The following is a 21,924-nucleotide window of genomic DNA, read 5'->3' on the forward strand; positions in this document are numbered from 1 at the left end:
TCTTTCTGGACGTACGTGGATGCGGGCGGGAAGCGGAGGCTCGCGCCGTCCCTACTTCCGGGCCGCGATGGCCGCGAGCAGCTGCTCGACGGCCGCGGTCGGGCCGGCGAGCAGCGCACGACACGCCGCCTCCGCCCGGTCCGGGTCACCGCTCTCGATCGCGTCGACCAGCGCCTCGTGGGTCGCCATGACCGCCTCGGGCATCTCGTGGTCACCGAACGCGGAGGTCATGGACTCGCGGACGGAGGCGCCGAAGTAGCGGTACACCTCGGTCAGCGCGGGGTTGTGCGCGGCCTCGACGACGGCGGTGTGGAACTCCAGGTCGTGTTCGACGGTCGCCTCGCGGCTCGCCCGCTCGGGGTGCGCCGCGAACACCTCGGCCTCACGGGCCAGCGCGGCGCGCATCCGCCGGACGTCCTCGGGGGTGTGCCGCAGCGCGGCCAGCCGGGCGCCCTCGGTCTCCAGCGCCGCGCGGACCTCCAGGACGTCCCGGATGCCCGAGCGCTGGACGCCGCGCAGCACCGACGCCGGGTCGCTGGTGGACCGTACGAAGGTCCCCTCGCCCTGCCGGGAGACCAGCATCCCGGCGTGCACCAGCACCCGGATCGCCTCCCGCACGGTGTTCCGTCCGACCTGCAACCGCTCGGCCAGCTCGTGCTCGGTGGGGATCCGCGAGCCCACGGGCCACGCCCCACCGGCCAACTGCTCCCGCAGCTGGTCGATCGCGGTGTCCACCAGGGACCGCCGCCCGGCCGCCTGCAGACCGTTGCCGTCGCCGCTCATCCCGGACCTCCCTCCGCCACCGCATCTCACCGGTCATCGGTCATCCTACAACCGCTTGCCCGGTCATCCTACAACTGCGGAAGAACACTCCGTGAACACCCCACGGCCGCCCGCCTCGTCCGTCCGCCGGTCCCCGTCCCAGTCAGCGCCAGCACGTACCCCCGGGCCGCCAAGGCCCGGTCAGCGGGGCGGGTAGAGCTGCTCCAGCACGGCCGCGACGCCGTCCTCGTCGTTGCTGGTGGTGACCGCGTCGGCGACGGCGAGGAGTTCTTCGTGGGCGTTGGCCATGGCGACGCCGTGCGCGGCCCAGCCGAACATCGGGACGTCGTTGGGCATGTCGCCGAAGGCGATGGTGTCGCGGGCGCGCAGGCCGAGGCGGCGGGCGGCGACGGCGAGGCCGGTGGCCTTGGAGAGGCCGAGCGGGAGGAGTTCGACCACGCCGGCGCCCGCCATCACGACGCCGACCAGGTCGCCGGCGGCGCGGCGGGCGGCTTCGGCGAGGGCGTCGTCGGTCAGGGCGTGGTGCTGGATGTAGAGCTTGCTGACGGGGGAGGCGAGCAGCTCGCCGCGGTCCACCCGGACGACGGGCAGGTCGGAGCCGATGAGCAGTTCGTAGCCGGGCCCGGCCAGGACCTGGCCGTCGAGGCCGTCCTGGTTGGCGGCGATGGCGAGCGGCCCGGTCTCGGCTTCGATCTTCTCGATGGCGAGCGCGGCGAGCCGGCGGTCGAGGGTGAGCGAGGTGAGCAGCTTGTGGGCGCCGGCGTCGTAGACCTGGGCGCCCTGGCCGCAGACGGCTATCCCGGTGTAGCCGATCTCGTCGAAGACGGGCCGGGCCCAGACGGCCGAGCGGCCGGTGACGATGATGTGCAGCGCGCCCGCGCCGGTGGCCGTGGCCAGTGCGGCGCGGGTGCGCTCGGAGACGGTTTCCCCGCTGGTCAGCAAGGTGCCGTCGAGGTCGGTGGCGACCAGCCGGTAGGGCAGGTCGCCACCGCCGCGGGTGCCTTCCGGGGAGACGGGGCTGGGGCTGGTGGTGCTCATGGGCCGGTCGTCTCCCGGGAGTTGCGGGTGGAGCGGGTACTGCGTGCGGAGCGGCTGAGGCCCCGGACTACTTGACCGGCTCCAGGACGGTCCGTCCGCCGAGGAACGGCCGCAGCGCCTCGGGCACGACGACGGAGCCGTCGGCCTGCTGGTGGTTCTCCAGGATCGCCACGATGGTGCGCGGGATCGCGACCAGGGTGCCGTTGAGGGTGGCGAGCGGGCGGGTCTTGCCCTCCTCGCGCATCCGGATGGACAGCCGGCGGGCCTGGTACTCGGTGGTGTTGGAGGTCGAGGTGACCTCGCGGTACTTGCCCTGGGTGGGGATCCAGGCCTCGATGTCGAACTTGCGCGCGGCCGAGGCGCCGAGGTCGCCCGAGGCGACGTCGATGACCCGGTACGGCAGCTCCAGCGCGTTGAGGAAGTCCTTCTCCCACTGGAGCAGGCGGCGGTGCTCGTTCTCGGCGTCCTCGGGAGTGGTGTAGACGAACATCTCCACCTTCTCGAACTGGTGGACGCGGATGATGCCGCGGGTGTCCTTGCCGTAGGTGCCGGCCTCGCGGCGGAAGCAGGACGAGTAGCCGGCGTAGCGCAGCGGCAGCTTGTCGGCGTCGAGGATCTCGTCCATGTGGTACGCCGCGAGCGGGACCTCGCTGGTGCCGACCAGGTACCGGTCGTCCTCGGCGAGGTGGTACACGTTCTCGGCGGCCTGGCCGAGGAAGCCGGTGCCGTCCATGGCGGCCGGGCGGACCAGGGTCGGGGTGATCATCGGGGTGAAGCCGGCCGCGGTGGCCTGGGCGATCGCCATGTTGACCAGGGCGAGCTCCAGCAGCGCGCCGACGCCGGTCAGGTAGTAGGAGCGCGCACCGGCGACCTTGGCGCCGCGTTCGGTGTCGATCGCGCCGAGGATCTGGCCGAGCTCGACGTGGTCGCGGGGCTCGAAGCCCTCGGCGGCGAAGTCGCGGGGGGTGCCGATCTCCTCGAGGGTGACGAAGTCCTCCTCGCCGCCGACCGGCGCGGCCGGGTCGATGAGGTTGGCGAGCGAGCGGAGCAGGCGGTCGGCCTCTTCCTTGGCGGCGCTCTGCTCGGCGTCGGCGGCCTTGACCTCGGCGGCCAGGTCCTTGGTGCGCTGCAGCAGGGCGGCCTTCTCGTCGCCCTTGGCCTGGGCGACCTGCTTGCCGAGCACCCGCTGCTCGTTGCGCAGTTCGTCGAAGCGGCTGCCCGAGGACCGGCGCCGTTCGTCGGCGGAGAGGAGGGCGTCGACCAGGTCGACGTCCTCGCCACGGACGCGCTGCGAGGCGCGTACTCGGTCAGGGTCCTCACGGAGCAGGCGAAGGTCAATCACAGGCCCAAGCGTACCGGGCGGGCGTTCCTCCACCGGTACCGGTTTTCCCCTGGGGATAACTTCCCCGGTCCTGTGGATAACTCCTGTGGGGAACGTTCCGGGGGCGGGTTATCCACAGGCGGGGAGCCGTGGCTGTGGATCGAAGGGGAGGATCACCCTCCGCGCGATCGAACCAGGGAATTGAGGTTTCAAACCTCATTCGACCCTCCCGAGTGAGGGAATTGAAGCACTCGGACGGGTGATTTGCTGGCAAGCGGGTGACTCTGGTCCGATTAGTCATCTCTGCAACGCAAACCGATGATCCGACCAGTTCTGGGCAATGGCTATACCGGTTTGTCGACTCATCCCCAGGCCTGTGGATAACTTCCGGCTGTGGACAGCGGGGAGGCCTGTGGACAGTGGCCCCCGGTGCCGGGGGCCCTGTGGACGACGGGTGCGGTCGCCCGCCCCCACCTGATCGACCCGATCCGAAACGGTCGGAAAAGGCCGGAAAGACAACAGATGTCGCTCAGATGTCCCCGCGCCCGTCGAGCGCGCGCGAGAGCCAGTCCGCGGCCGAGCTGAAATCCTCGTCCGAGGTCCCCGGCCGCCGGTGGGTGGACACCTGCCGGTCGGCGCGCGGGTAGGAACCGAGGAACCGCACCTGCGGGCAGATCCGCTTGAGGCCCATCATCGCCTCGCCCACCCGGCGCTCGGTGAGGTGGCCCTCGCAGTCGATCAGGAAGCAGTAGTTGCCCAGTCCCTCACCGGTCGGCCGGGATTCGATCCGCACCAGGTTGATCCCGCGCACCGCGAACTCCTGCAGCAGCTCCAGCAGCGCACCCGGGTGGTCGTCCGGCAGCCAGACCACCATCGAGGTCTTGTCGGCGCCGGTCGGCGAGGAGACCCGGCCGGGGCGGCCGACGAGCACGAACCGGGTGGCCGCGCTCTTGGCGTCCGCGATGTCCTTGACCAGCGGGTCCAGTCCGTAGATCGGGGCCGCGAACTCGCCCGCGAACGCCCCGTCGTAGCGGCCCTCGGCGACCAGCCGGGCGCCGTCCGCGTTGGAGGCGGCCGACTCCCAGGTGGCGTCCGGCAGGTTGGCGGCCAGCCAGCGGCGCACCTGGGGCTGGGCCACCGGGTGGCTGGTCACCGTCTTGATCCCGGACAGCTCGGTGCCGGGCCGCACCAGCAGGGCGAAGGCGATCGGCAGCAGCACCTCGCGGTAGATCATCAGCGGTGCGCCGGAGGCGAGTTCGTCGTTGGTCGCGGTGACCGCGCCCTCCACCGAGTTCTCGATCGGCACGAACGCCCCGGCGGCCTCCCCGCCGCGCACCGCGTCCAGGGCCAGCGCCACCGACGACAGCGGCACCAGCTCCCGGGTCGCCGCCTCGGGCAGGGTGTGCAGCGCCGCCTCGGTGAAGGTGCCGGCCGGGCCGAGGTAGGTGTAGCGGGTGGCCGACATGACGCCTCCGTGGGGTTCTCGGTGCTGCACTGACGGGTGGTGCCGAAGCAGTCACCATAACGATTCCGCGGGCCCGCCCGGTAAGCGTTCCGAGAACCGGGACGGGGTACTCCCGGTGCCCGTCCCCGCACCTCCGGCCGTGCCCCGACCCGTGACCATCCCGAGCCGGCACCGTCCCCGGCGCCCGGCGGCTACCCCTCCAGCAGTTGCTGACCCAGGTAGCCGCCGGTCGGTGCCGCCGGGGGCAGCGCGTAGACGCCGCCGGCCTCGTGCCGCAGGAAGCGGGAGAGGCCGTCGCCCCGGGAGAGCTTGCGCTGCACCGGGGTGAAGCCCTTGCGCGGGTCGGACTGGAAGGCGAGGAAGAGCAGCCCGGCGTCCGGCGAGCCGTCCGGCAGCAGCCCGTCGTGGTACGAGAACCCGCGCCGCAGCATGGCCGCCCCGCCGTTGGCGGCCGGGGCGGCGACCCGGATGTGCGCGTCGGCCGGGATCGTGAGCGTGCCGTCCGGGCCCTGGGCGGAGAGGTCGACCGGGGCGTGCTCGCCGGCCCCGGCGGGTGCGCCGAGCGGGGCGCCGTCCGCCTTGCGCCGTCCGATCACCCGCTCCTGGCGGTCGACCGGCAGCGCCTCCCAGTGGTCCAGCAGCATCCTGATCCGCCGGAACACCAGGTACGAGCCGCCGGCCAGCCAGCCCGGCTGGTCGCCGCCCGTCGTGCAGAACACCGTGGCGGCGAAGCCGTCCTGGCCCGGCTTGGGGTTGTTGGTGCCGTCGATCTGGCCCATCAGGTTGCGGCCGGTCACCGGCCGGGCGGTGGCGCCGGGGGTCCGGGCGAAGCCGGCCGACTGCCAGCGGAGCGCGGCCGTGCCGGTGGCCAGCCGCTGCAGCACCCGCAGGGCGTGCACGGTGACCAGGGCGTCGTCGGCGCCGATCTGGACGAACAGGTCGCCGTCGCCGCGGGCGGGGTCGAGCGCGTCGCCGGGGAAGGCGGGCAGCGGTTCGAGCCCGGGCGGGCGGCGGTCGGCCAGCCCGGCCTTGTCGAAGAGCGCGGCGCCGAAGCCGAGGGTGAGGGTGAGCGAGCAGGGCCCGGCGTCCAGCGCGACCTGGTTGTCGAACTCCTCGGCCGGCTCCCCCGCGGTCAGCCGTTCGGCGGCCTTGGTCCAGCGTTGCAGCAGGGCGCGCAGCCCGTCCCGGCCGACGCCCTCGGCCAGGTCGAAGGCGGCCAGCTGCACCCGGGCCTGCTGCGGTTCGAGGATCCCGGCCTGGTGCTCGCCGCGGAACGGCACCCGGGCGGCGCCGAGCGCGCCCCCGGCGGGTGCAGGACCGGCGGCGGGACCGGTGCGGTCGTCGCGGTCCAGGGCGCCCGCCCCGGCGACGCCGGCCCCGGCGCCGACCAGCAGTCCGGCTCCGGCGGTGCCGAGCAGCGCCCGCCGGGTGAAGCCCGTCCGGTCCGCGCCGGTCGGCCCGGCAGTCGTCGGCCCAGCGGCGGTCTGCTCCGCCGGGCCCGGTTCCGCCGAGGCCCGTTCCGTCGAGGCCCGTTCCGTCGTCACGTCGTCCACCGCCGTCAGCCGATCTTGAACTGCTGGGTCGGCGTGGTCTGGTCGATGTCGGAGGAGCGGACCTGCACCGACACCACCCAGGTGCCCGCCAGCGGCAGTTGCGCCGTACCGCTCCAGCGGCCGGTGCCCTCGGGGGTGAGCGCGACCGGCAGCGGGCCGAGGTCGCGGTCCGGCAGGGTGAAGGCGAGCTGCACCTCGGGGACGTCCACCGGCTGCCCGTCCGCGCCGTCCAGCGCGAGCTTCACCTCGTTGGGGCCGGTCCGGGCCGGGTTGAGGGTGACGGTCGCGGTGCCCTTGGCGTTCGGCGTCCGGCCCTTGGTGTCGTACGGGAGCTTGAGCTCGACGGTGCGGCCGGGCTCGGTCTGCGGGGCGGCGGCCCCGCCCCCGGCGACCGGCGCGCCGGCGCTCCCGGCCCCGGCCCCGGCCGCGACCTCGCTCGCCACCCGTCCGGGCGGGGAGTTGGTGAGCATCGTGGTGACCACCAGCACCGCCACCGCGACCAGGGTCTCGACCAGCACCGAGCGGCGCAGTCCGGCCCGGGTCGGGGTCAGCCCGCGGTCGCGCCCGGCGTTCTCCCGGGCGGCCCGCTGGCGGGCCAGCTGGGCCCGGCGGACCGGGTCCTCGCTGTGCGCGGCGGTGGCACCGACCGGCTCCGGCAGCTCGGCCGGTTCGACCTCCGCCGCCTCGGCCGGGGCCGACCGCAGCCGGGCCAGCCAGGAGCGGGACATCCAGGCGACACCGAGCATCACGACCACGCAGCCGCTCTTCACCAGCAGCAGCCGCCCGTACTCGGTGCCGGTCAGCGCGCCCCAGCTGCCCAGGCCCCGCCAGGACTGGTAGATCCCGGTCACGGCCAGCACGGCGACCGAGCCGAAGGCGATCCTGGAGAAGCGGTCCGCCACCTCGGCTCCGACGCCCTCGCGCAGCGCGACCAGCAGCGCGGCCAGCCCGCCCAGCCACAGCGCCATCGCGATCAGGTGCAGGATGCCGAGCGGCAGCGCCAGCCAGACCTGGATGCCCACCGAGGCGTGGTCGGCGCCGACCCAGGTCGCCGAGAGCGCGACCGCCAGCACCAGCCCGGCCACGCCGAGTCCGAGCCGGGCCTCGCGCTGCGGCCGTTCGGCGGCCCGCTGCTCCAGCGCGCGCAGTTCGGCGTCCTCGGCGTCCTCTGCCTCGGCTCCCTCGACGCCCTCGGCACCCGAGGTTCCCGTGCCGCCCGCGTCCTCGTCCGCCCGGGCCTGCGCCGGGAGCGGTCGCGGCGGCTGCCCCAGCTGGCCGACCAGCAGCGACAGGAACACCCCGCCGGCCGCGAGCAGCAGCAGCCGGGCGGCCAGTGCGGTGCCGATCCGCTCGTCCAGCGTGGCGCGCACCAGCGACAGGTCGAAGGCCTGCCCGATCCCCGAGCCGCGCTCGTACGGGCCGCGCAGCATCAGCACCGCCACGGTGGAGACCAGCAGCGCCGTCCAGCCGGTCATCAGCAGCCGCTGCACCGGGCGCCTGGCGGTGCCGGCCGGCCAGCAGATCAACAGGAAGGCGGCGACGCCGGCCAGCAGCGCGAACGCCGCGTAGGCGACCGTCCGCCCGGTCCCGTAGAGGGCGGCGACCAGGCCGTCGGCCTTGGCGCCCTGCAGCGCGGTGGCCGACACCGAGGTGTCCGAGGGCGCGCCGATGGAGAAGGTGAACGCCCCGCCGACGGGGTGCGAGTCGTCCGAGACGGCCCGCCAGGCGACGGTGTACGTGCCGTTCGCGAGCCCGCCCTTCAGCCCGACCCGGGCGGTGTTGCCCTTGCCGTCGGCGTGCGCCGGGTCGCCGGTGTCCACGGCCTTGCCGGCCGGGTCGAGCACCCGCACGGAGTCGCCCGACAGCGAGACGGACTCGCTGAAGGTCAGCGTCACCGCCTGCGGGGCGGTGGCGACCACCGAGTTCTGCCGCGGGTCGGTGGATTCCAGGGTGGCGTGCGCGGAGGCCGGTACGGCGCCCGCGAGCATCAGCGCGAGCAGCGCGCCGAGCACTCCGAGCACCCCGGCGATCCGGCGGTGCGTGGCCTTCTCCAGGCCGACCGACTGCATGGTGGCGGTCCCCTTAACTCTGGCCGGGGCGGTAGGTGAGCTCCTTGACCGGCACCTTGACCGAGATGGTGCCGGACTTGGCGAAGGTGAGGTCGAGCTCCAGCTCGTCGCCGAGGGCGGGGGCCTTCTGCCAGCCCATGATCATCAAGTGGGTGCCGCCGCGGGCGAACTGCAGCGCGCCGTGCGCGGGCACGTCCAGGCTGGCGACCTGTTCCATGCTCGACGGGGTCGAGCGGTGCATGGTGACCGACTCGGCGCCCGGGCTGGTCACCTTGACCAACTGGTCCTGCCCGCCGTCGTTGCGGACGGTCAGGTAGCCGGCCGCCATGCCGCCGGCCGGGGGCAGCGGGATGTAGGGGTCGGCGACGCTGAGCCTGGCCGGTCCGCCGGAGGCCGCGCCGGAGGTGCCGGAGCCGTCGGAGCCGCCCGTCCCGCAGGCGGCCAGGATGGCGCCGCCGCCCAGGACGGTGGCCAGCACCGCGCCGGTGAGGGCCGTGCGCCGGAAGCGGGTCCCGGTCACGGCGATCACGCCGCGACCCCCTTGGCGAGCAGCGGCAGGTCGTGCTCGTAGGTCTTCTCCTCGGTGCCGCTCATGTAGAGCACGTGCGCCTTGTCGTCCGAGGGGAGGAAGGCCAGCACCTGCGCGCCGTGGGTCGAGGTGACCGTGCCGTCCGCGTTGACCACCGGGTCCTCGATCATGATGCCGAGCGACTTGGCGGCGCTCTTCACCTTGGCCAGGTCGCCGGTCAGGCCTATGAAGTCGCTGCCCATCGAGTCCAGCCAGGTGCGCAGCACCTTGGGGGTGTCGCGCTGCGGGTCGGTGGAGACGAAGACCACGTTGACCTTCTGCCGGTCCTCCGCGGGGAGCGCCTTCATCGCCACGCCGATGTCGCCCATGGTGGTGGGGCAGACGTCCGGGCAGCTGGTGTAGCCGAAGAACAGCAGGGTGGCCTTGCCGTTGGTCTGCTGCCGCAGGTCGTACGGCTGACCCGAGGTGTCGGTCAGCTGGAGGTCCGGCTTCTCGAAGTTCTTGGCCAGCTTGGTGCCCTGGTACGGGGTGGACTCCTTCTGCTGGGTGACCTTCGCGGCGGAGGAGCCGCCGCCGGAGGAGCCGCAGGCGGACAGCGTCAGGGCGGCGGCCAGCGCGAGGGCGGCCGCCCCGGCGAGCCGGGCGGTACGGGCGGTGCGGGCGGTGCGGGACATGCGTGATCCGATCGTGCGCGGTGAACCGCCGACGGGGCCGTACCCGGGCGCGGGTGCGGCGCGGGGCACGGCCCCGTCAGCGTGGGGGTCAGGAGGCGGAGCCGCCGTTCTTGCGGCGCAGGCCGAGCACGCCGACGGCGGTGCCGATCACGCCGACCACGATGCCGACCACGCCGAGGGTGCGGGCGGTGGAGTCACTGGCCTTGTCGCCGCCGTCGGAGGCGGCGGCGTGGTCCGAGCTGTCCCCGTGCGCGCCGGCGGCCGGGGAGGCGGTGGCGCCGTGGCTGTCGCCGTGGCCGTCACCGGCCTCGGCCTTGGTGAGCTTCAGGACGGGCGCGGGCTTGGCCGGCTCGGGCTGGCCGTCCTTGGACTCGTCGATCCAGCGGACGACGTCGCCGTTGTCGTAGGTCTGCAGGGCCTTGAAGACCAGGCTGTCCGAGTCGGTCGGCAGGGGGCCGAGCGAGACCCGGAACTCCTGGAACTGGCCGGGGGCGATCTTGGTGCCGGCGTCGGCGGTCCAGGTGATCTTGGAGACGGCCTCGTTGACGTCGTTGCCGTGCACCTTGATCGGCTTGTCGAGCTTCGACTTCTCGACCGTGGCCGTCCAGCCCGGCAGCGGCAGGGTCCGGACCGAGGCCAGCGGGTGGTCCAGCGGGAGGTTGACCTCCAGCTTCACGGTGCTCGCGGTGTCGCTCTCGTTCGGCACCCGGAAGTCGACGGCCGTGTAACCGCCCTGGGCGGCCGCACCCGGGTTCACGGTGACGTGCGCGAAGGCCGGACCGGCCAGCGCCACCACGGAGGCGGCGGCGGTCAGGGCGACGGCGGCGAGACGGCGGGTGGGAAGGGAACGCATGATGCGGGGTCTCCGATCGGAGCTCGGCGGCGGACCGGGCGCGGGCGACGGACGGAGCCGTGCCCCGGCAGTGCCTCGGCGGTGCCGCGGGTGGGGACGTGTGGGGCGGAACCAGGGGCCGGCCCCGGTGTGGTCGGAGAACGGCCCGGACGCTGCGCACACCCGCGCCCGCTACGGCCCGCGGGCCGCCGGAAGGCGCGGATCAGTACGCGAGGACCCCGGACGGCGGCCCGCGCCGCACCACGCTGTGCCGCAGCACGGCACCCACCGGGAGCGGACCCTCCCCGCCCCGGCCCCCGAACCGGCGGACCGGACCGGCCACGCCGAACAGACCGCGCAGCAGCGCGGCCACCAGCGCGAACGCCGACCGCAGCGGCGCCGCCCAGTGCTCCCGGGCCGCCGACGCGGCCACCCGCAGCAGCCGCCACAGCGCGGCCTCACCGCGCCGCAGCCACCAGCCCGCCACCAGCGCGGCGGCCAGGTGCCCGGCCAGCATCGTCGGCGACATGCCGAACACGCCGCCCTGCCACCAGGGCGCGGCGGCGAACGCGTGCGGGTCCAGGCCGGCCGAGGAGACGAGCTGCTCCGGGGTCGGGCTGCCGGGCAGGCCGGCCAGCGTGCCCGGATGGGTCTCGTTGCAGATCAGCCGGCCGGCCACCTGCGGCACGGTCAGCGGACCGGAGCCGTGGCGCATGCCGGACATGGAGCCGGCGCCGTGGCCGCCGAGACCGTGGAAGAGGCAGTGCAGTCCGAGCTGCCCCGCGCCCAGTGCCCCGGCGATGGCCGCCAGCGAACGCTCCCGTCCGCCGCAGACCGCCGCGAGCGCCAGCACCGCGACGAACCCCGCCGCCAGCGCGGTCGGCGGCACGTTCCCGCCACCGGCCAGGGCGTGCCCGGCGGCCGCGATCAGCGTGCAGACCAGCGCGAACGGGACGGCCCGGGCAAGCCGCAGGTCCCAGGCGGCGGCCCGCACCGGCTGGGCCGGTCCTGGGGCGCCCGGGAACGGGGCGGCGGCGAGGGCAGTCATGGCCGGGCCATCCTCTCATTGCGTACGACGCCGACACGGGCAGGGTGGGAAATCCCTACGAATGCCCCTTTCGGCGGCGGCGTGCGGGCCCCGACGTGCGCCGCCCGGCACAGACCCCGTTCCCCAGTCCATCCGCCGAACGGGCGGTAGCGGCCCCCGGGCACGGTTCACCGCCGAATCGCCCGGAGATACCTAGTTGTATGTGGAGCCGCAGCCAGGAGGGACCTCCCGTGGACATCTGGTGGACTCTGCACCTCAAGCGCGACCCGGCCAGCGTTCCGCTGGCCCGGCGCATCCTGCTCGGTGCCATGGCGACCGCGGGCGTCGACCCGCAGATCGCCGACGACCTCGGCGTCGCCCTCAGCGAGGCCTGCGCCAACGCGGTCGAGCACGGCGCCACCGGCCGGCCCGACGACGCCTTCCAGGTCACCGCCTCGATCAGCGGCGACCGGCTGCGGATCGAGGTCACCGACTCCGGCCCCGGCCTGTCCGCCCCCGCCGCCCCGTCGGTCCGCCGCCCGGCCGCCGCCCCGGCCCGCCCCGCCGCCACCGGCCGCGGGCCCCGCCGCACCCGCCGCGGCCGCGCCACCGTCCCGGCCCGCGTCCTCACCGCGCACCGCCCCCGCCGCGACGGCCACCCGTACGACACCCACGTCCTCCCCTGCCGCCCCCCGGCCCCCACCCTCCGCCCGGTCGACCTCGACACCCTCCCCGACCTCACCGCCGAATCCGGCCGCGGCCTCTTCCTCATCCACGCCCTCACGGACCACGTCCAGCTCCGCAACCACCCCCTCCGGGGGGCGATCGTGAGCTTCGACAAGATCCTGAAGTGGCAGGACGACGCGCTGTTGCGCGCGGCCTCCTGAGCAGCGGCCCCGAGAACGCCCGAGGGGCGCGGACCATCGGTCCGCGCCCCTCGGAGCCGATCCGGCGGGGTCAGTTCCCGGCGGCCGACTTGCGGCGCCGGAGAGCCACCAGGGTGCCCGCGCCGACGGCCAGCACGGCCGCGCCGCCGAGGGCGATCGGGAGGGTGTTCGAGCTCGCACCGGTCTCGGCCAGGTGCGGGCCGCCGGATGGCGACGGGGCGGCGGTCGCGACCGGGGCGGTGGCGCCGGCCTCGGCGACGTGGAACTCGCCGGTGTATTCGCCATAGAACTGCGTGCAGGCCTGCGGCTTGTTGTTGGCCGGCGTGGGGATCTTGTCGTTGTCGAAGGCTTCCGAACCGGCGTCGTAGTTGGCGCCGTACTTTCCGACCGGGGCCTTGGCAGTGGCGGCTATCCGGATCTGGAGGGTGGTCTTCGCGCCCTTGGCCAGCTTGAGGTCGGCGCCCCGGATGCCGCGGTCGACGAGCTGCGCGGGCTTCCAGCCGCTTCCGGTGTTCAGCTGGACGTCGAAGAAGTCGGGCTTCCAGTCGACGGGGCGTGCGCCGCCGAACTCGTCGGTGACGTAGAGCGAGTTCTGTACGTCGAGCAGGTCGACGCCGCTGTTGTTCTCGAAAGTCACGGTGACTTCAGCAGCCGGGCCGCCCTTGATGAGCGTGGTGCCGTACAGGCCGGTACCGGTGACCTTGAGCAGGGAGCTCGGGTAGACGCCGCCGTGGCAGCGGTTGTCGACGGTCGGCGTCGGCACCGGCATGGTCGGCTTTGCCGTCGGGGCCGGGGTGGTCGCGGTGGCGCTCGGGGAGGCCGTGGCCGACGGGGTGGCCGTCGGGGTCGCGGTGGCCGTCGGGGTCGGGGTGACGCTGACGGCGCCGGCGGTGGCGGCGCCGACCGTGGCGCCGAGCGAGAGCGCCACCAGGGTGGACGCGGCCAGGAGGCGGGAAGTGCGCACGGTGAGAGTCCCCCACGTAAGGATGAAAGATGGCTGAAATCGGGCGGATTGGCCCTTCGGCGAGGCCGTCGGGGCCGGTCGCGCCCGCGTACCCTACCTGGCCCCGGTGGCCGGATCCCGCCCCGGGGCGCCCGGTCCGTTCGGGGGCGCAGCGGTGGCCGCGCGGGGTGGGGCGGCTCCGGTTGCCGGGGGTGGGAGGGGGTCGGACGATGGGGGGCATGATGCACCAGATGCGAGCCGAGTACGGCGCCGGCGGTGAGGCCGAGGGGGTGCGGCTGTGGCACGTGGTCCGGGGTGAGGAGAGCGTCGCGATGTGCGGGCGGGAGCTCGACCCGCAGGCGCCGGTGCGGTCGGCGGTGGACTGGGGCAAGACCCCGGAGCTGTGCTGCCACACCTGTGGGGCGTACTTCCTGCGCGAGGCGCCGTACCTGGCGGCCGAGCACCCGTAAGACCGGGCTACGGTGCGCGGCATGGAGGAACCCCTGATCCGGCCGCTGTCGTTGACCCGTGAGGCCGCCGGGCTGCGGGCCGGGGATCCCGGTCTGCCGGAGTACGTCGACCGGTTCTGCGCGCTCGTCGAGCGGGTGGACCCGCTGCTCCACGCGTTCGTGCCGGAGCCCGGGCGGCACGGCCGACTGCGGGCGCGGGCAAGGGAGTTGGCCGCGCGGTACCCGGAGCCGGGCGGGCGGCCGCCGCTGTACGGGGTGGCGGTGGGGGTCAAGGACGTCGTGCACGTGGACGGGCTGCCCACGCACGGCGGTTCGGCGCTGCCGCCCGGGGTGCTGGCCGGGCCGCAGGCCGCGGTGGTGGACCGGCTGCGGGCCGCGGGGGCGATGGTCGCGGGCAAGACGGTGACCGCCGAGTTCGCCGGGACCGCCCCGGGCCCGACCCGCAACCCGCACCACCCGGGGCACACCCCGGGCGGCTCCAGCAGCGGTTCGGCGGCGGCGGTCGCGGCGGGCCTGGTGCCGCTCGCGCTCGGCACCCAGACGGTCGGCTCGGTGATCCGCCCGGCCGCGTACTGCGGGGTGGTGGGTTTCCGGCCGACGTACGGGCGGATCCCGTTCGACGGGGTGATCCCGAACGCGCCGAGCTTCGACACCCTCGGGTTGTTCACCGCGGACCTGGCGGGCGTCGCGCTGGCGGCCCCGCTGCTCTGCGACGGCTGGCGGCCCGCGGAGCCGGGCCCCGGGCCGGTGCTCGGGGTGCCGGACGGGACGTACCTGGAGCGGGTCGAGCCGGGCGCGCTGCGGGCCTTCGAGGAGCAGTTGGAACGGCTGGCGCGGGCCGGGCTGACGGTGCGCCGGGTCGAGCTGTTCCCCGATCTCGACGAGATCGGGCGGCGGTTGCAGGCGATCAACCGGTTCGAGACGGCCCGCAGCCATGCCGACTGGTTCGCCCGGTTCGGCGGCCTCTACCGGCCGGAGACGGTGGCGAGCATCCGGGTCGGCCAGGGCGTGGTGCCGGAGGACCGGGCGTCGGCGCTGAGGTTCCGGGAGCGGCTGCGCGAGCGGGTGGACCGGACCGGGGCGGCGGCCGGGGTGGACCTCTGGCTCGCGCCCTCGGCGACCGGTGGGGCGCCGGAGGGCCTGCACGGCACCGGGGACGGTGCGATGTCGCTGCCGTGGAGCTTCCTCGGGCGGCCGGCGGTGAGCCTGCCCGCCGGGCACACCCCGGAGGGGCTGCCGCTGGGGCTCCAGGTGGTCGGCGCGGTGGGCGGCGACGAGCGCCTGCTGGCCCAGGCGGCGCTGCTGGAACGCGTGCTGACCGGGGGGCGGTCAGGGCAGGGGTGATCGAATTCCCCGCCGCGGGAACGGAATTCGCGGTCGGACGAGTGGTGTCGGTCGGATGGACCTCATCGAACCGCACACACGATCACTGGAGTCGGCGGCCGAGGAGGTGGACGCCGTCCGGCCGGACCGGCTGGACCCGTGGCCCCGTGCGCGGACCGACCGAGGCCGTCCCGGACACCCCGGAGGCCCGGGCGCCGGGAGGGCCGTCCGTCCGGGTCTGCCGCCCGGCGCCGGTGCGGACCGGTCCGCGCGCGTCCTGGCGCCGCTCGGCCGCGACCCGGCCCGGAAGCGGCTCAGCTCCGGTCGCGCTGCTCGTCGGGGAAGCGCGGGCCGCCGATCAGGAACAGCAGCGCGGCGGTCGGGAAGCCGAGCGAGGCGGCCGTCACCACGATGAATTGCCAGAACATCTTCCGCTCCTCGTCAGTCGCAGGCCGCCCGGCCACCCGAAGGTGATCCGAAACCTGTCCCGCCCCGATTGGCCGAATTGTCCGGTCACTGTCCGACGGTATGGCCGAATCGCCCCGGCTGCCACCGGGCGTCGGGCACCGGCCCGCCTCGCACCGGCGCAGGGGTCTGGGCGCGGGCCGGGGGCGACGTCCACACTGTCGGGATGCAGCTACAGCTCGCAGGGGAAGCGCGGCGGCCCGACCGCGAGAGCGAGGACTTCGCGGCGGCCTCGCCGGAAGCGCTGGTCCTGCTGGACGGCGCGAGTTCGCCGGCCGGCCTGGACTCCGGGTGCCGGCACGGAACGGCTTGGTACGTGCGCCGCATGGGCGTGCACCTGCTCGCCCGGCTCACCGACCGGGCGGACCGCTCGATCGCCGAGTGCCTTTCCGACGCCATCGTGGAGACGGCCGCGCTGCACGGCGGCCGCTGTGACCTGGCCCATCCCAACACGCCCGCCGCGATGGTGGTCGCCGCCCGGCGGCACGGTGAGGCGCTGGAGTACCTGGTGCTGGGCGACTCCTTGCTGGTGCTGGAGTTCAAGGACGGCCCGCCGAAGGTGATCGGGGACAACCAGCGCTTCCCCGGCGGGGAGGGGCTGCGCCGCCAGATCTGGTCGACCGTCCCCGGCTCGGCCGAGCGGGCGGCGCTGCACCTGGAGTACGCGCTGGCCGTCCGCGCCGCCCGCAACCGGGGCAACGGCCCGTGGATCGCGGCGGCCAGCCCGCGCGCGGCCGAGCACGCCGAGACCGGTTTCGTCCGGCTCGACCGGCTGCACGCGCTGGCCGCCCTCACCGACGGCGCCTCGCGCTTCACCGAGCGCTTCGGGCTGGGCAGTTGGGGCGACGCGCTGCGGCTGCTCGCGGAGTCGGGCCCGGGCGAGCTGATCGCGCAGGTCCGCGCGGTGGAGCGGGCGGACGCCGCCTGCGAGCGCTGGCCGCGCGGCAAGACGCATGACGACGCCTCGGCCGTGTACGCGCTGCTGTAGCGCGGGAGCGGACGGACGGCGGGGCGGCAGCACGGCGGGGCGGTCGCAGGGGGGTCCTGCGACCGCCCCGGGCGGCGCTCCGCCCCGGCGGAGCCCCGGCCGGCCAGGCCGTACGCGAGGGCGTCGACGCCGGACCGCCAGGGCAGGGGGCGGCCGAAGGTCAGCCGCTGCCCTGGGCGAGGTCCAGCAGGCGGCGGAGTTCGGCGATGTGCCCGTCGAAGGCCTTGCGGCCGCGGGGGGTCAACGCGAGCCAGGTGCGGGGGTAGGAGGCGCCCCGGACCTTGGTGACGCTGACGTACTCGGCGGCCTGGAGGGCCTTCACGTGCTTGCTCAGTACGGAGTCGCTGACGTCGAGGGCCTGGCGGACGACCGAGAACTCCAGCGCGTCGACGGCGGCGAGCATGCTGCAGATCTGCAGCCGGTTGGGTGCGTGGATCAGCTCGTCGAAGACCGGCCCCGTCATCGCCCGGCCCGGATGTCCCGGCGGGCCGCGGCGTCGGCCCGGTACCCCACGGCGACGGTGAGCGCTCCGATCACCAGGCCCGCGGCGGCGATGGCCCACCGGACGTCCGCTCCCCACTCCAGGGACATGCCGGCCGCGGCCAGGACGACGAGGGCGAGCAGGTAGCCGGCGTACAGCCTGCGGGTCGCGGGGGTGGCGGTGAGGGCGGCGAAGGAGACCCCGGTCGACTCCCGGAGCGCCCAGGCGAGGCCCAGCACCACGAGGACGAAGGCGGGGGTCCCCCAGGTGGCGGCCCGCAGGCTCATCGAGACGAACCAGGCGGCGAGCGCCGCGCCCAGCCCGAGGTGGTACCACCACGGGGTGCGGACCCGGTCGGCCACCAGCGCCCGGGCGTCGGCGACGGCGTCCAGGGCGGCACGGGCGGAATCGGGCTGGGACGGACCGGAGTTGCGCGAAGTGCTTTCCATGATGGAAACCATAGGCATACTACTGTCCGACTTGGCAAGTGGTTCGGCGGCAGCCCCGCCGGGTGTCGCCGGACCCCGGCGAGGCCGCCCGCGGTGCCCCGACGGGCCACGGCCCGGGTGGCCCCCGCCGGAGGACGGCAAAGGTCCAGCCGATCGGCTGCGAACTCCAGCCGATCGGCGGGTCTGTAACGTGCAGGTAAAGGTTGAACCCCTGCTTCGCCTATGAGACGATCATCGCGCCGATGTCCGGCATCGGCGGTTCTGGCCCAATCGGGAATTTGCGCAGGACGGGGGGTCTTCATGCGCAGGTTTTTTGTTGTCGACAGTGAGCTTCTGTGGCCCGCCCGGCCGACCGGTGTCGATCCCGGTCCGCGGCGTCGGAGGGCGGATTCCGTGCTCCCCGACCGGTCCGTGCGTGTGGATTCCGCATAGTCCGTAGTGCGGTCGGACATGACCGCTGTCGTTTCATGAGATGCACGGCTCTGATTCCGGGATATTTCCTGCTCGCGGAAGTCCGTCGATATTTCCCCTGGGCGGCTTCCGGGTACCTACAGAACGCACTGGAGGTCCCTCTTGACCACCATGTCCGAAAGCGATCAGAAAAGCAGAAAGCGGCCGCTCGACAAACCGTGGCTGCCCTGGGGCGGCGCCCCGGCGCCGAGGGACCTGTTCTGCTGGTACGCGCTGTGGCTGGTGTTCGCCTACTCGTTCGCGATGTGGCCGCTCAAGCCCTGGCTGATCGGCACGGACCCGGTGCTGCTGGCGGCGCTGAGCGGGACGCCGAGTTCGATGACCGTCGCCGGGGCGTTCGCCCGCGTCGGCGAGGCCTCGGTCGTGACCGCCCTGATCGCGGGTGTCCTGGGGAAGATGAAGTTCGTCTGGGTGTTCTGGCTCGCCGGGCGGCTGTGGGGCGGGAACGTGGTGCGGCTCCTCGCGGGGACCCCGCCGGAGGGTGCCGTCCGGCGCCCCCGCAGCATCCTGGCGCGGGAGAGGCCGGCGAGCCGGCGGATCATCGCCGGAGCCGTCGTGCTCTCCCCGCTGCCCCTGATCCCGGCCACGCTCGCCTTCGCCTCGGCCGGCTGGGTCGGCATGGGCCTGCCGCTCTTCCTCCTGCTCGACCTGATCGGCGTGGCCGCCTGGGCAGGGCTCTTCACCACCCTCGGCTACACGATCGGCCAACCCGCCGTGGAGCTCGCCGAGACGATCACCGACCACGCCGTCTGGATTTCACTGACCGTCATCGCCGGGCTCTTCCTGGCGCAGCTGGCGATGAGCATTCGAGCAGGCAGGAACCGATCGTGACCCTCACCCTCATCGTCGACGACCAACCCCTGCTGCGGGCCGGCCTCCAGATGATCATCGAGTCCGCGGAGGACCTCAAGGCCCGGGTCGCGGGCGGCGCCGAAGCGGTCGCCGAGGCCAGGCGGTGCCGGCCGGACGTGGTCCTGCTGGACATGCAGGTGAGTGACGCCGACGGCTTCGGCATCCTGAAGGCCTTGCTGGACCTGCCCGGATCGCCCCGGGTCGCCGTGCTGGCGCCGCCCGTCATGGACGAAGGCGTGCTCACGGCGCTGCGGATGGGGGCCGCGGGCTTCCTGCTGAGGGACACCGGCCCGGACCAGCTGCTGGCCTCGGTACGGGCCCTGGCGGTCGGCAGCACCGTGCTGTCCACCATGGCCGCCTCCCGGCTGCTGTCGGAGGTGGCGGACGACGTCCGGCACGCCGACGCCACGCTGGCGGCCAGACGGCTGACCTCCCTGCTGAGCGTGCGGGAGCAGGAGGTGCTCGCCATGGTGGCCGAGGGGCTGTCCAACGCCGACATCGGACGCCGGCTGGTGATCGGCACGGGGACGGTGAAGGACTGCGTCAGCGACATCCTCGCCAAGCTCGGCGTGGCCAACCGCGTCCAGGCGGCGGTGATCGCCCACCGGGCCTGGCAGGCCGGTTGCGCCCCGCTGCCGACCAGGGCCGCCTGAACCGGCCGGTCCCGGCCCGATTCCCCGGGGATTCCCGACGGATTTCCGATGGATTCCCGACGGGTTCTTGACGGATTCCGCCCGGGGGCCTTTTTCGGGCACCGTCCCGGAGACTCGTCCCGAAACACCATAGCGGGTTCCGGATGGCTGCCGCCACCCGGAACCCGCTTTCCCGTTCCCGCCGACCGGTACCGGCTTCTCCGTGTCGGGCGGCGGCCGGTCAGCCGATCGGCGGCGGATGCGGGGGAACGGCAGCCGGTCGGCTGGCAGCCACCGACGATCGGCGGCTTTCGGCGGTCCGCCGACCGCGCGAGGATTTTCCTCGGTTCAAGGGACACGAGTTCCGATCGGGCAGCGAGGAATGGGGGTGGCCGTGCCGGGAACCACACGGGCAGGTTCCGGCGCGAGGAGCGTCGAGGAACATCCGGCCGGGTCGCCGGAAAAGGCGGACGGGAATTCCCGGCCGGCATTCCGGCCGGCCGATCTGGACGCTTTCCCGGAGGTGGACGCCCTGCTGGAGGAACTCGGCGTCGGCGCTTTCGTCCGGGATTCCGTCACCGCTCCGGTCGGCCGCAACCACGCCTGGTCCGGGGACACCGCGAGCGGCCGGCGGGTCTTCGTCAAGCGGCTGGTCGGCGGGGAGGCCGACGTGCGGGAGCGGATGACGCGCATCCAGTCCTTCGAGTCCTTCGTCACGACGGTGGACGAGCTGGCCGCGCACGTGCCGGTGCTGCTCGGGCTGGACGGGACGGCCGGGCTGGTGGTCTTCGAGCACATCGCGGCCAGGACCGGCGCCGAGCTGATGGTCGACGAGGACTTCGACGGTGAACTGGCCTTCCTGGTGGGGCAGAAGATCGGGGTCCTGCACTCCGCCGCCCCGGTGGGCGACGTCGACGCCACCGAGCCCGTCATGCCGGAGCCGGCGCTGCTGCGCGGTCTGCCACTGGCCATGTTCAACGAGCTGAGCTTCGCCGAACTGGAGGCGTGGCGGCTCATGCAGCGGGACGAGGCGCTGCGGGAGGCGCTGGAGAACCTGCGGCGGTGGGAGAAGGAGGCGCCGCGCGTCCCCTCGCACACCGACTTCCGGGTGGACCAGCTGCTGATCAAGGAGGGCGACCTCCCGGTCATCGCGGACTGGGAGGAGTTCCGCCTCGCGGATCCGGCCCGGGACGTGGGCGCGTTCGCCGGGGAGTGGCTCTACCGCTCGGTCCTCGACATCGTCACCAACCGGGGGGACGGCGACATCCCTTTCCCCGACACCGAGCTGACCCACGAACAGATCCTGGCCCGCGGCGCCGAGAAGATGGAGCGGTTGCTGCCGCTGGTGCACCAATTCTGGCGCGGATACCGGACCCGCGCCGAGCCCGACCCCGGGTTCGCCGTGCGCGCCACCGCCTTCGCCGGTTGGCACCTGCTGGACCGCCTGATCGCCGGCGCGGCGCAGAGCCAGCGGCTGTCCGGCATCGAGCGGGCCGCCGCCGGAGTCGGCCGCGGCGCCCTGATCACCCCGCACCGTTTCGCCGCCCTGCTCGGATTCGAGGACACGCCATGAGCGACACCCCTGTCTCCCCCGCGCTGCTCGCGGCCGCCGAGCGCGTCAGCGTGCTGCCGGACCGCACCGGCGCCACCGTGGGGAAGCGGCGACTGGAGGCGGAGACCCCCAGGGAGCTGCGCCGGCTCCTGTCGGACGCGCTCTACCACGAGCTGCACGCGGGCCTCGACGTGGAGGGCGGTTCGCTCCCGTTCCGGCTCCGGGACCCGGAGTTCGAGGCGGAGCTCGCCAAGGCCGTACCGCACCGGGAGACCACGCTGCGCGGCGTGCTGCGGGAGGTCGGGGAGGACACCCACCGGGTGGAGTTCGGCGGGGTGATCGTCCGGATCCCGGCCGAACGGGTCGTCGTCGACGGCGAGTCGGCGGCCGGTGCGGTGACGACCGGTGCGGTGACGGCCGGTGCGGTGGTGGGCGTGCTGAACACCTCGCTGCGGCCGGCGCTGTCCCCCGGGTTCTTCATGGTCGAGGGGACGCGCCCGCACCGTTCGCGCGAGGTGTTGCGGGTCTACGTCCACATCGAGTCCTGGCGGGCGGCGCGTCCGGTCTGGCACGCCGCGCTGACCCACCTGGAGGCGAACGGGGTGACCTACCGGTCGAAGATCGTCTCCTCCAAGCTGCTGTACCCGCGACGGGACGCCCTGGTGGTCTACCTGGACCAGCAGGACCGCGAGGCCGTGCACGGACTCGCGGAGGCCGTCGGGGAGCTGCCCGGACTCGGATCGGACACCTCGGTGTTCACCCGTCGGATCCGCCCCGGCGTGTCGACGGCCTGGGAGCCGCGCGACCCCGCTCCGGGGATGGACGGGCTGAGCTTCGGCCAGCACCGGGCCAGCGTGCTCGCCAAGGCCCTGGTGGACACCGCGGACGCGCCCGACACCTTCGTCCGGGTGCTGCACGGCCACCTGGTCGCCGCCAACGTGGACCCGGCGGACCCCTACCGCAACCTCGATTCCCTCGACGTCTCCGGCCCCCGTGCGGCCGGGGCGCTCCAGGGCTGAGCCGACGCCGGAGCCGAGGTGGGTTCCAGGGGACGTGTCCGCGTCCTCTGGTTTCAGCTCGGATCCGATGGAGGGTCAGTCATGGAGAACAAGAGCGCGGT

At 74.1% G+C, this 21,924-nt stretch carries 21 protein-coding genes; 8 read left to right on the forward strand and 13 right to left on the reverse strand.

Translation table 11 applies throughout. The features are described from left to right. Positions 1–51: 51 nt before the first annotated feature. The 10 genes from ACIRD3_RS26950 to ACIRD3_RS26995 form a co-directional block, all read right to left on the reverse strand. Entirely contained in the window at positions 52–783 is a 732-nt protein-coding gene (locus ACIRD3_RS26950; protein WP_402221473.1) for a FadR/GntR family transcriptional regulator, read from the reverse strand. Positions 784–963: 180 nt separating this feature from the next. Continuing rightward, complete coding sequence (locus tag ACIRD3_RS26955) at positions 964–1,821, reverse strand: HAD family hydrolase (RefSeq protein WP_402221476.1); 858 nt, start codon at positions 1,819–1,821, stop codon at positions 964–966. A gap of 67 nt (positions 1,822–1,888) precedes the next feature. Continuing rightward, on the reverse strand, positions 1,889–3,163 hold the full coding sequence (serS, locus tag ACIRD3_RS26960; RefSeq protein WP_402221479.1) for a serine--tRNA ligase: 1,275 nt from the start codon (positions 3,161–3,163) through the stop codon (positions 1,889–1,891). Positions 3,164–3,671: 508 nt separating this feature from the next. Continuing rightward, positions 3,672–4,607: a prephenate dehydratase gene (gene pheA / locus ACIRD3_RS26965; RefSeq protein WP_402221482.1), complete on the reverse strand. Its 936-nt coding sequence runs from the start codon at positions 4,605–4,607 to the stop codon at positions 3,672–3,674. A gap of 191 nt (positions 4,608–4,798) precedes the next feature. Then, positions 4,799–6,151: an iron uptake transporter deferrochelatase/peroxidase subunit gene (gene efeB, locus ACIRD3_RS26970; protein WP_402221635.1), complete on the reverse strand. Its 1,353-nt coding sequence runs from the start codon at positions 6,149–6,151 to the stop codon at positions 4,799–4,801. Positions 6,152–6,165: 14 nt separating this feature from the next. After that, the gene (locus ACIRD3_RS26975) at positions 6,166–8,229 is read right to left on the reverse strand and encodes a FixH family protein (RefSeq protein WP_402221485.1); all 2,064 of its coding nucleotides are present in this window, start codon (positions 8,227–8,229) and stop codon (positions 6,166–6,168) included. A gap of 13 nt (positions 8,230–8,242) precedes the next feature. After that, positions 8,243–8,758, reverse strand: a complete 516-nt coding sequence (locus ACIRD3_RS26980) for a copper chaperone PCu(A)C (protein WP_402221491.1) — start codon at positions 8,756–8,758, stop codon at positions 8,243–8,245. Further along, positions 8,755–9,432, reverse strand: a complete 678-nt coding sequence (locus ACIRD3_RS26985; protein ID WP_402221494.1) for an SCO family protein — start codon at positions 9,430–9,432, stop codon at positions 8,755–8,757. The genes ACIRD3_RS26980 and ACIRD3_RS26985 overlap by 4 nt, the downstream gene beginning before the upstream one ends. Before the next feature lie 88 nt (positions 9,433–9,520). Further along, a complete protein-coding gene (locus ACIRD3_RS26990) occupies positions 9,521–10,285 on the reverse strand; it encodes a YcnI family protein (protein WP_402221497.1) in 765 nt (254 codons plus the stop codon). A gap of 202 nt (positions 10,286–10,487) precedes the next feature. After that, positions 10,488–11,312, reverse strand: a complete 825-nt coding sequence (locus tag ACIRD3_RS26995) for a hypothetical protein (RefSeq protein WP_402221500.1) — start codon at positions 11,310–11,312, stop codon at positions 10,488–10,490. A 230-nt stretch (positions 11,313–11,542) separates the two neighbouring features. Between ACIRD3_RS26995 and ACIRD3_RS27000 the strand changes: the two genes are divergently transcribed. Beyond that, the gene (locus ACIRD3_RS27000) at positions 11,543–12,178 is read left to right on the forward strand and encodes an ATP-binding protein (RefSeq protein WP_402221503.1); all 636 of its coding nucleotides are present in this window, start codon (positions 11,543–11,545) and stop codon (positions 12,176–12,178) included. 70 nt (positions 12,179–12,248) lie between these two features. On the opposite strand, the gene ACIRD3_RS27005 is transcribed toward ACIRD3_RS27000, so the two are convergent. Next, on the reverse strand, positions 12,249–13,142 hold the full coding sequence (locus ACIRD3_RS27005) for an LAETG motif-containing sortase-dependent surface protein (protein WP_402221506.1): 894 nt from the start codon (positions 13,140–13,142) through the stop codon (positions 12,249–12,251). A 218-nt stretch (positions 13,143–13,360) separates the two neighbouring features. Between ACIRD3_RS27005 and ACIRD3_RS27010 the strand changes: the two genes are divergently transcribed. From ACIRD3_RS27010 to ACIRD3_RS27020, 3 genes are all read left to right on the forward strand, one after another. After that, positions 13,361–13,591, forward strand: coding sequence for a hypothetical protein (locus ACIRD3_RS27010; protein WP_402221508.1), 231 nt, complete (start codon positions 13,361–13,363; stop codon positions 13,589–13,591). Between the two features lie 21 nt (positions 13,592–13,612). Next, positions 13,613–14,935 carry an amidase gene (locus ACIRD3_RS27015; protein WP_402221511.1) on the forward strand — a complete coding sequence of 441 codons (1,323 nt, stop codon included), beginning with the start codon at positions 13,613–13,615 and terminating at the stop codon, positions 14,933–14,935. Between the two features lie 610 nt (positions 14,936–15,545). Beyond that, on the forward strand, positions 15,546–16,367 hold the full coding sequence (locus ACIRD3_RS27020; RefSeq protein WP_402221513.1) for an integrase: 822 nt from the start codon (positions 15,546–15,548) through the stop codon (positions 16,365–16,367). A 160-nt stretch (positions 16,368–16,527) separates the two neighbouring features. On the opposite strand, the gene ACIRD3_RS27025 is transcribed toward ACIRD3_RS27020, so the two are convergent. Then, positions 16,528–16,830, reverse strand: a complete 303-nt coding sequence (locus ACIRD3_RS27025; protein WP_402221514.1) for a transcriptional regulator — start codon at positions 16,828–16,830, stop codon at positions 16,528–16,530. Beyond that, positions 16,827–17,297 carry a hypothetical protein gene (locus ACIRD3_RS27030; RefSeq protein WP_402221515.1) on the reverse strand — a complete coding sequence of 157 codons (471 nt, stop codon included), beginning with the start codon at positions 17,295–17,297 and terminating at the stop codon, positions 16,827–16,829. Before ACIRD3_RS27030 ends, ACIRD3_RS27025 begins: the two co-directional genes overlap by 4 nt. 582 nt (positions 17,298–17,879) lie before the next feature. Here ACIRD3_RS27030 and ACIRD3_RS27035 point away from each other — a divergent pair. The 4 genes from ACIRD3_RS27035 (at position 17,880) to ACIRD3_RS27050 (ending at position 21,823) form a co-directional block, all read left to right on the forward strand. Continuing rightward, entirely contained in the window at positions 17,880–18,599 is a 720-nt protein-coding gene (locus tag ACIRD3_RS27035; protein ID WP_402221517.1) for a DedA family protein, read from the forward strand. Continuing rightward, entirely contained in the window at positions 18,596–19,273 is a 678-nt protein-coding gene (locus ACIRD3_RS27040; RefSeq protein ID WP_402221519.1) for a response regulator, read from the forward strand. Before ACIRD3_RS27035 ends, ACIRD3_RS27040 begins: the two co-directional genes overlap by 4 nt. A 502-nt stretch (positions 19,274–19,775) precedes the next feature. Further along, positions 19,776–20,825 (forward strand): class V lanthionine synthetase subunit LxmK, encoded by a 1,050-nt coding sequence (gene lxmK, locus ACIRD3_RS27045; protein WP_402221522.1) that lies wholly within the window; start codon positions 19,776–19,778, stop codon positions 20,823–20,825. After that, a complete protein-coding gene (locus ACIRD3_RS27050) occupies positions 20,822–21,823 on the forward strand; it encodes a T3SS effector HopA1 family protein (RefSeq protein ID WP_402221525.1) in 1,002 nt (333 codons plus the stop codon). The genes lxmK and ACIRD3_RS27050 overlap by 4 nt, the downstream gene beginning before the upstream one ends. Positions 21,824–21,924 lie beyond the last annotated feature (101 nt).

It is taken from the genome of Kitasatospora sp. NPDC093550, assembly GCF_044764985.1.
Classification (GTDB): domain Bacteria; phylum Actinomycetota; class Actinomycetes; order Streptomycetales; family Streptomycetaceae; genus Kitasatospora.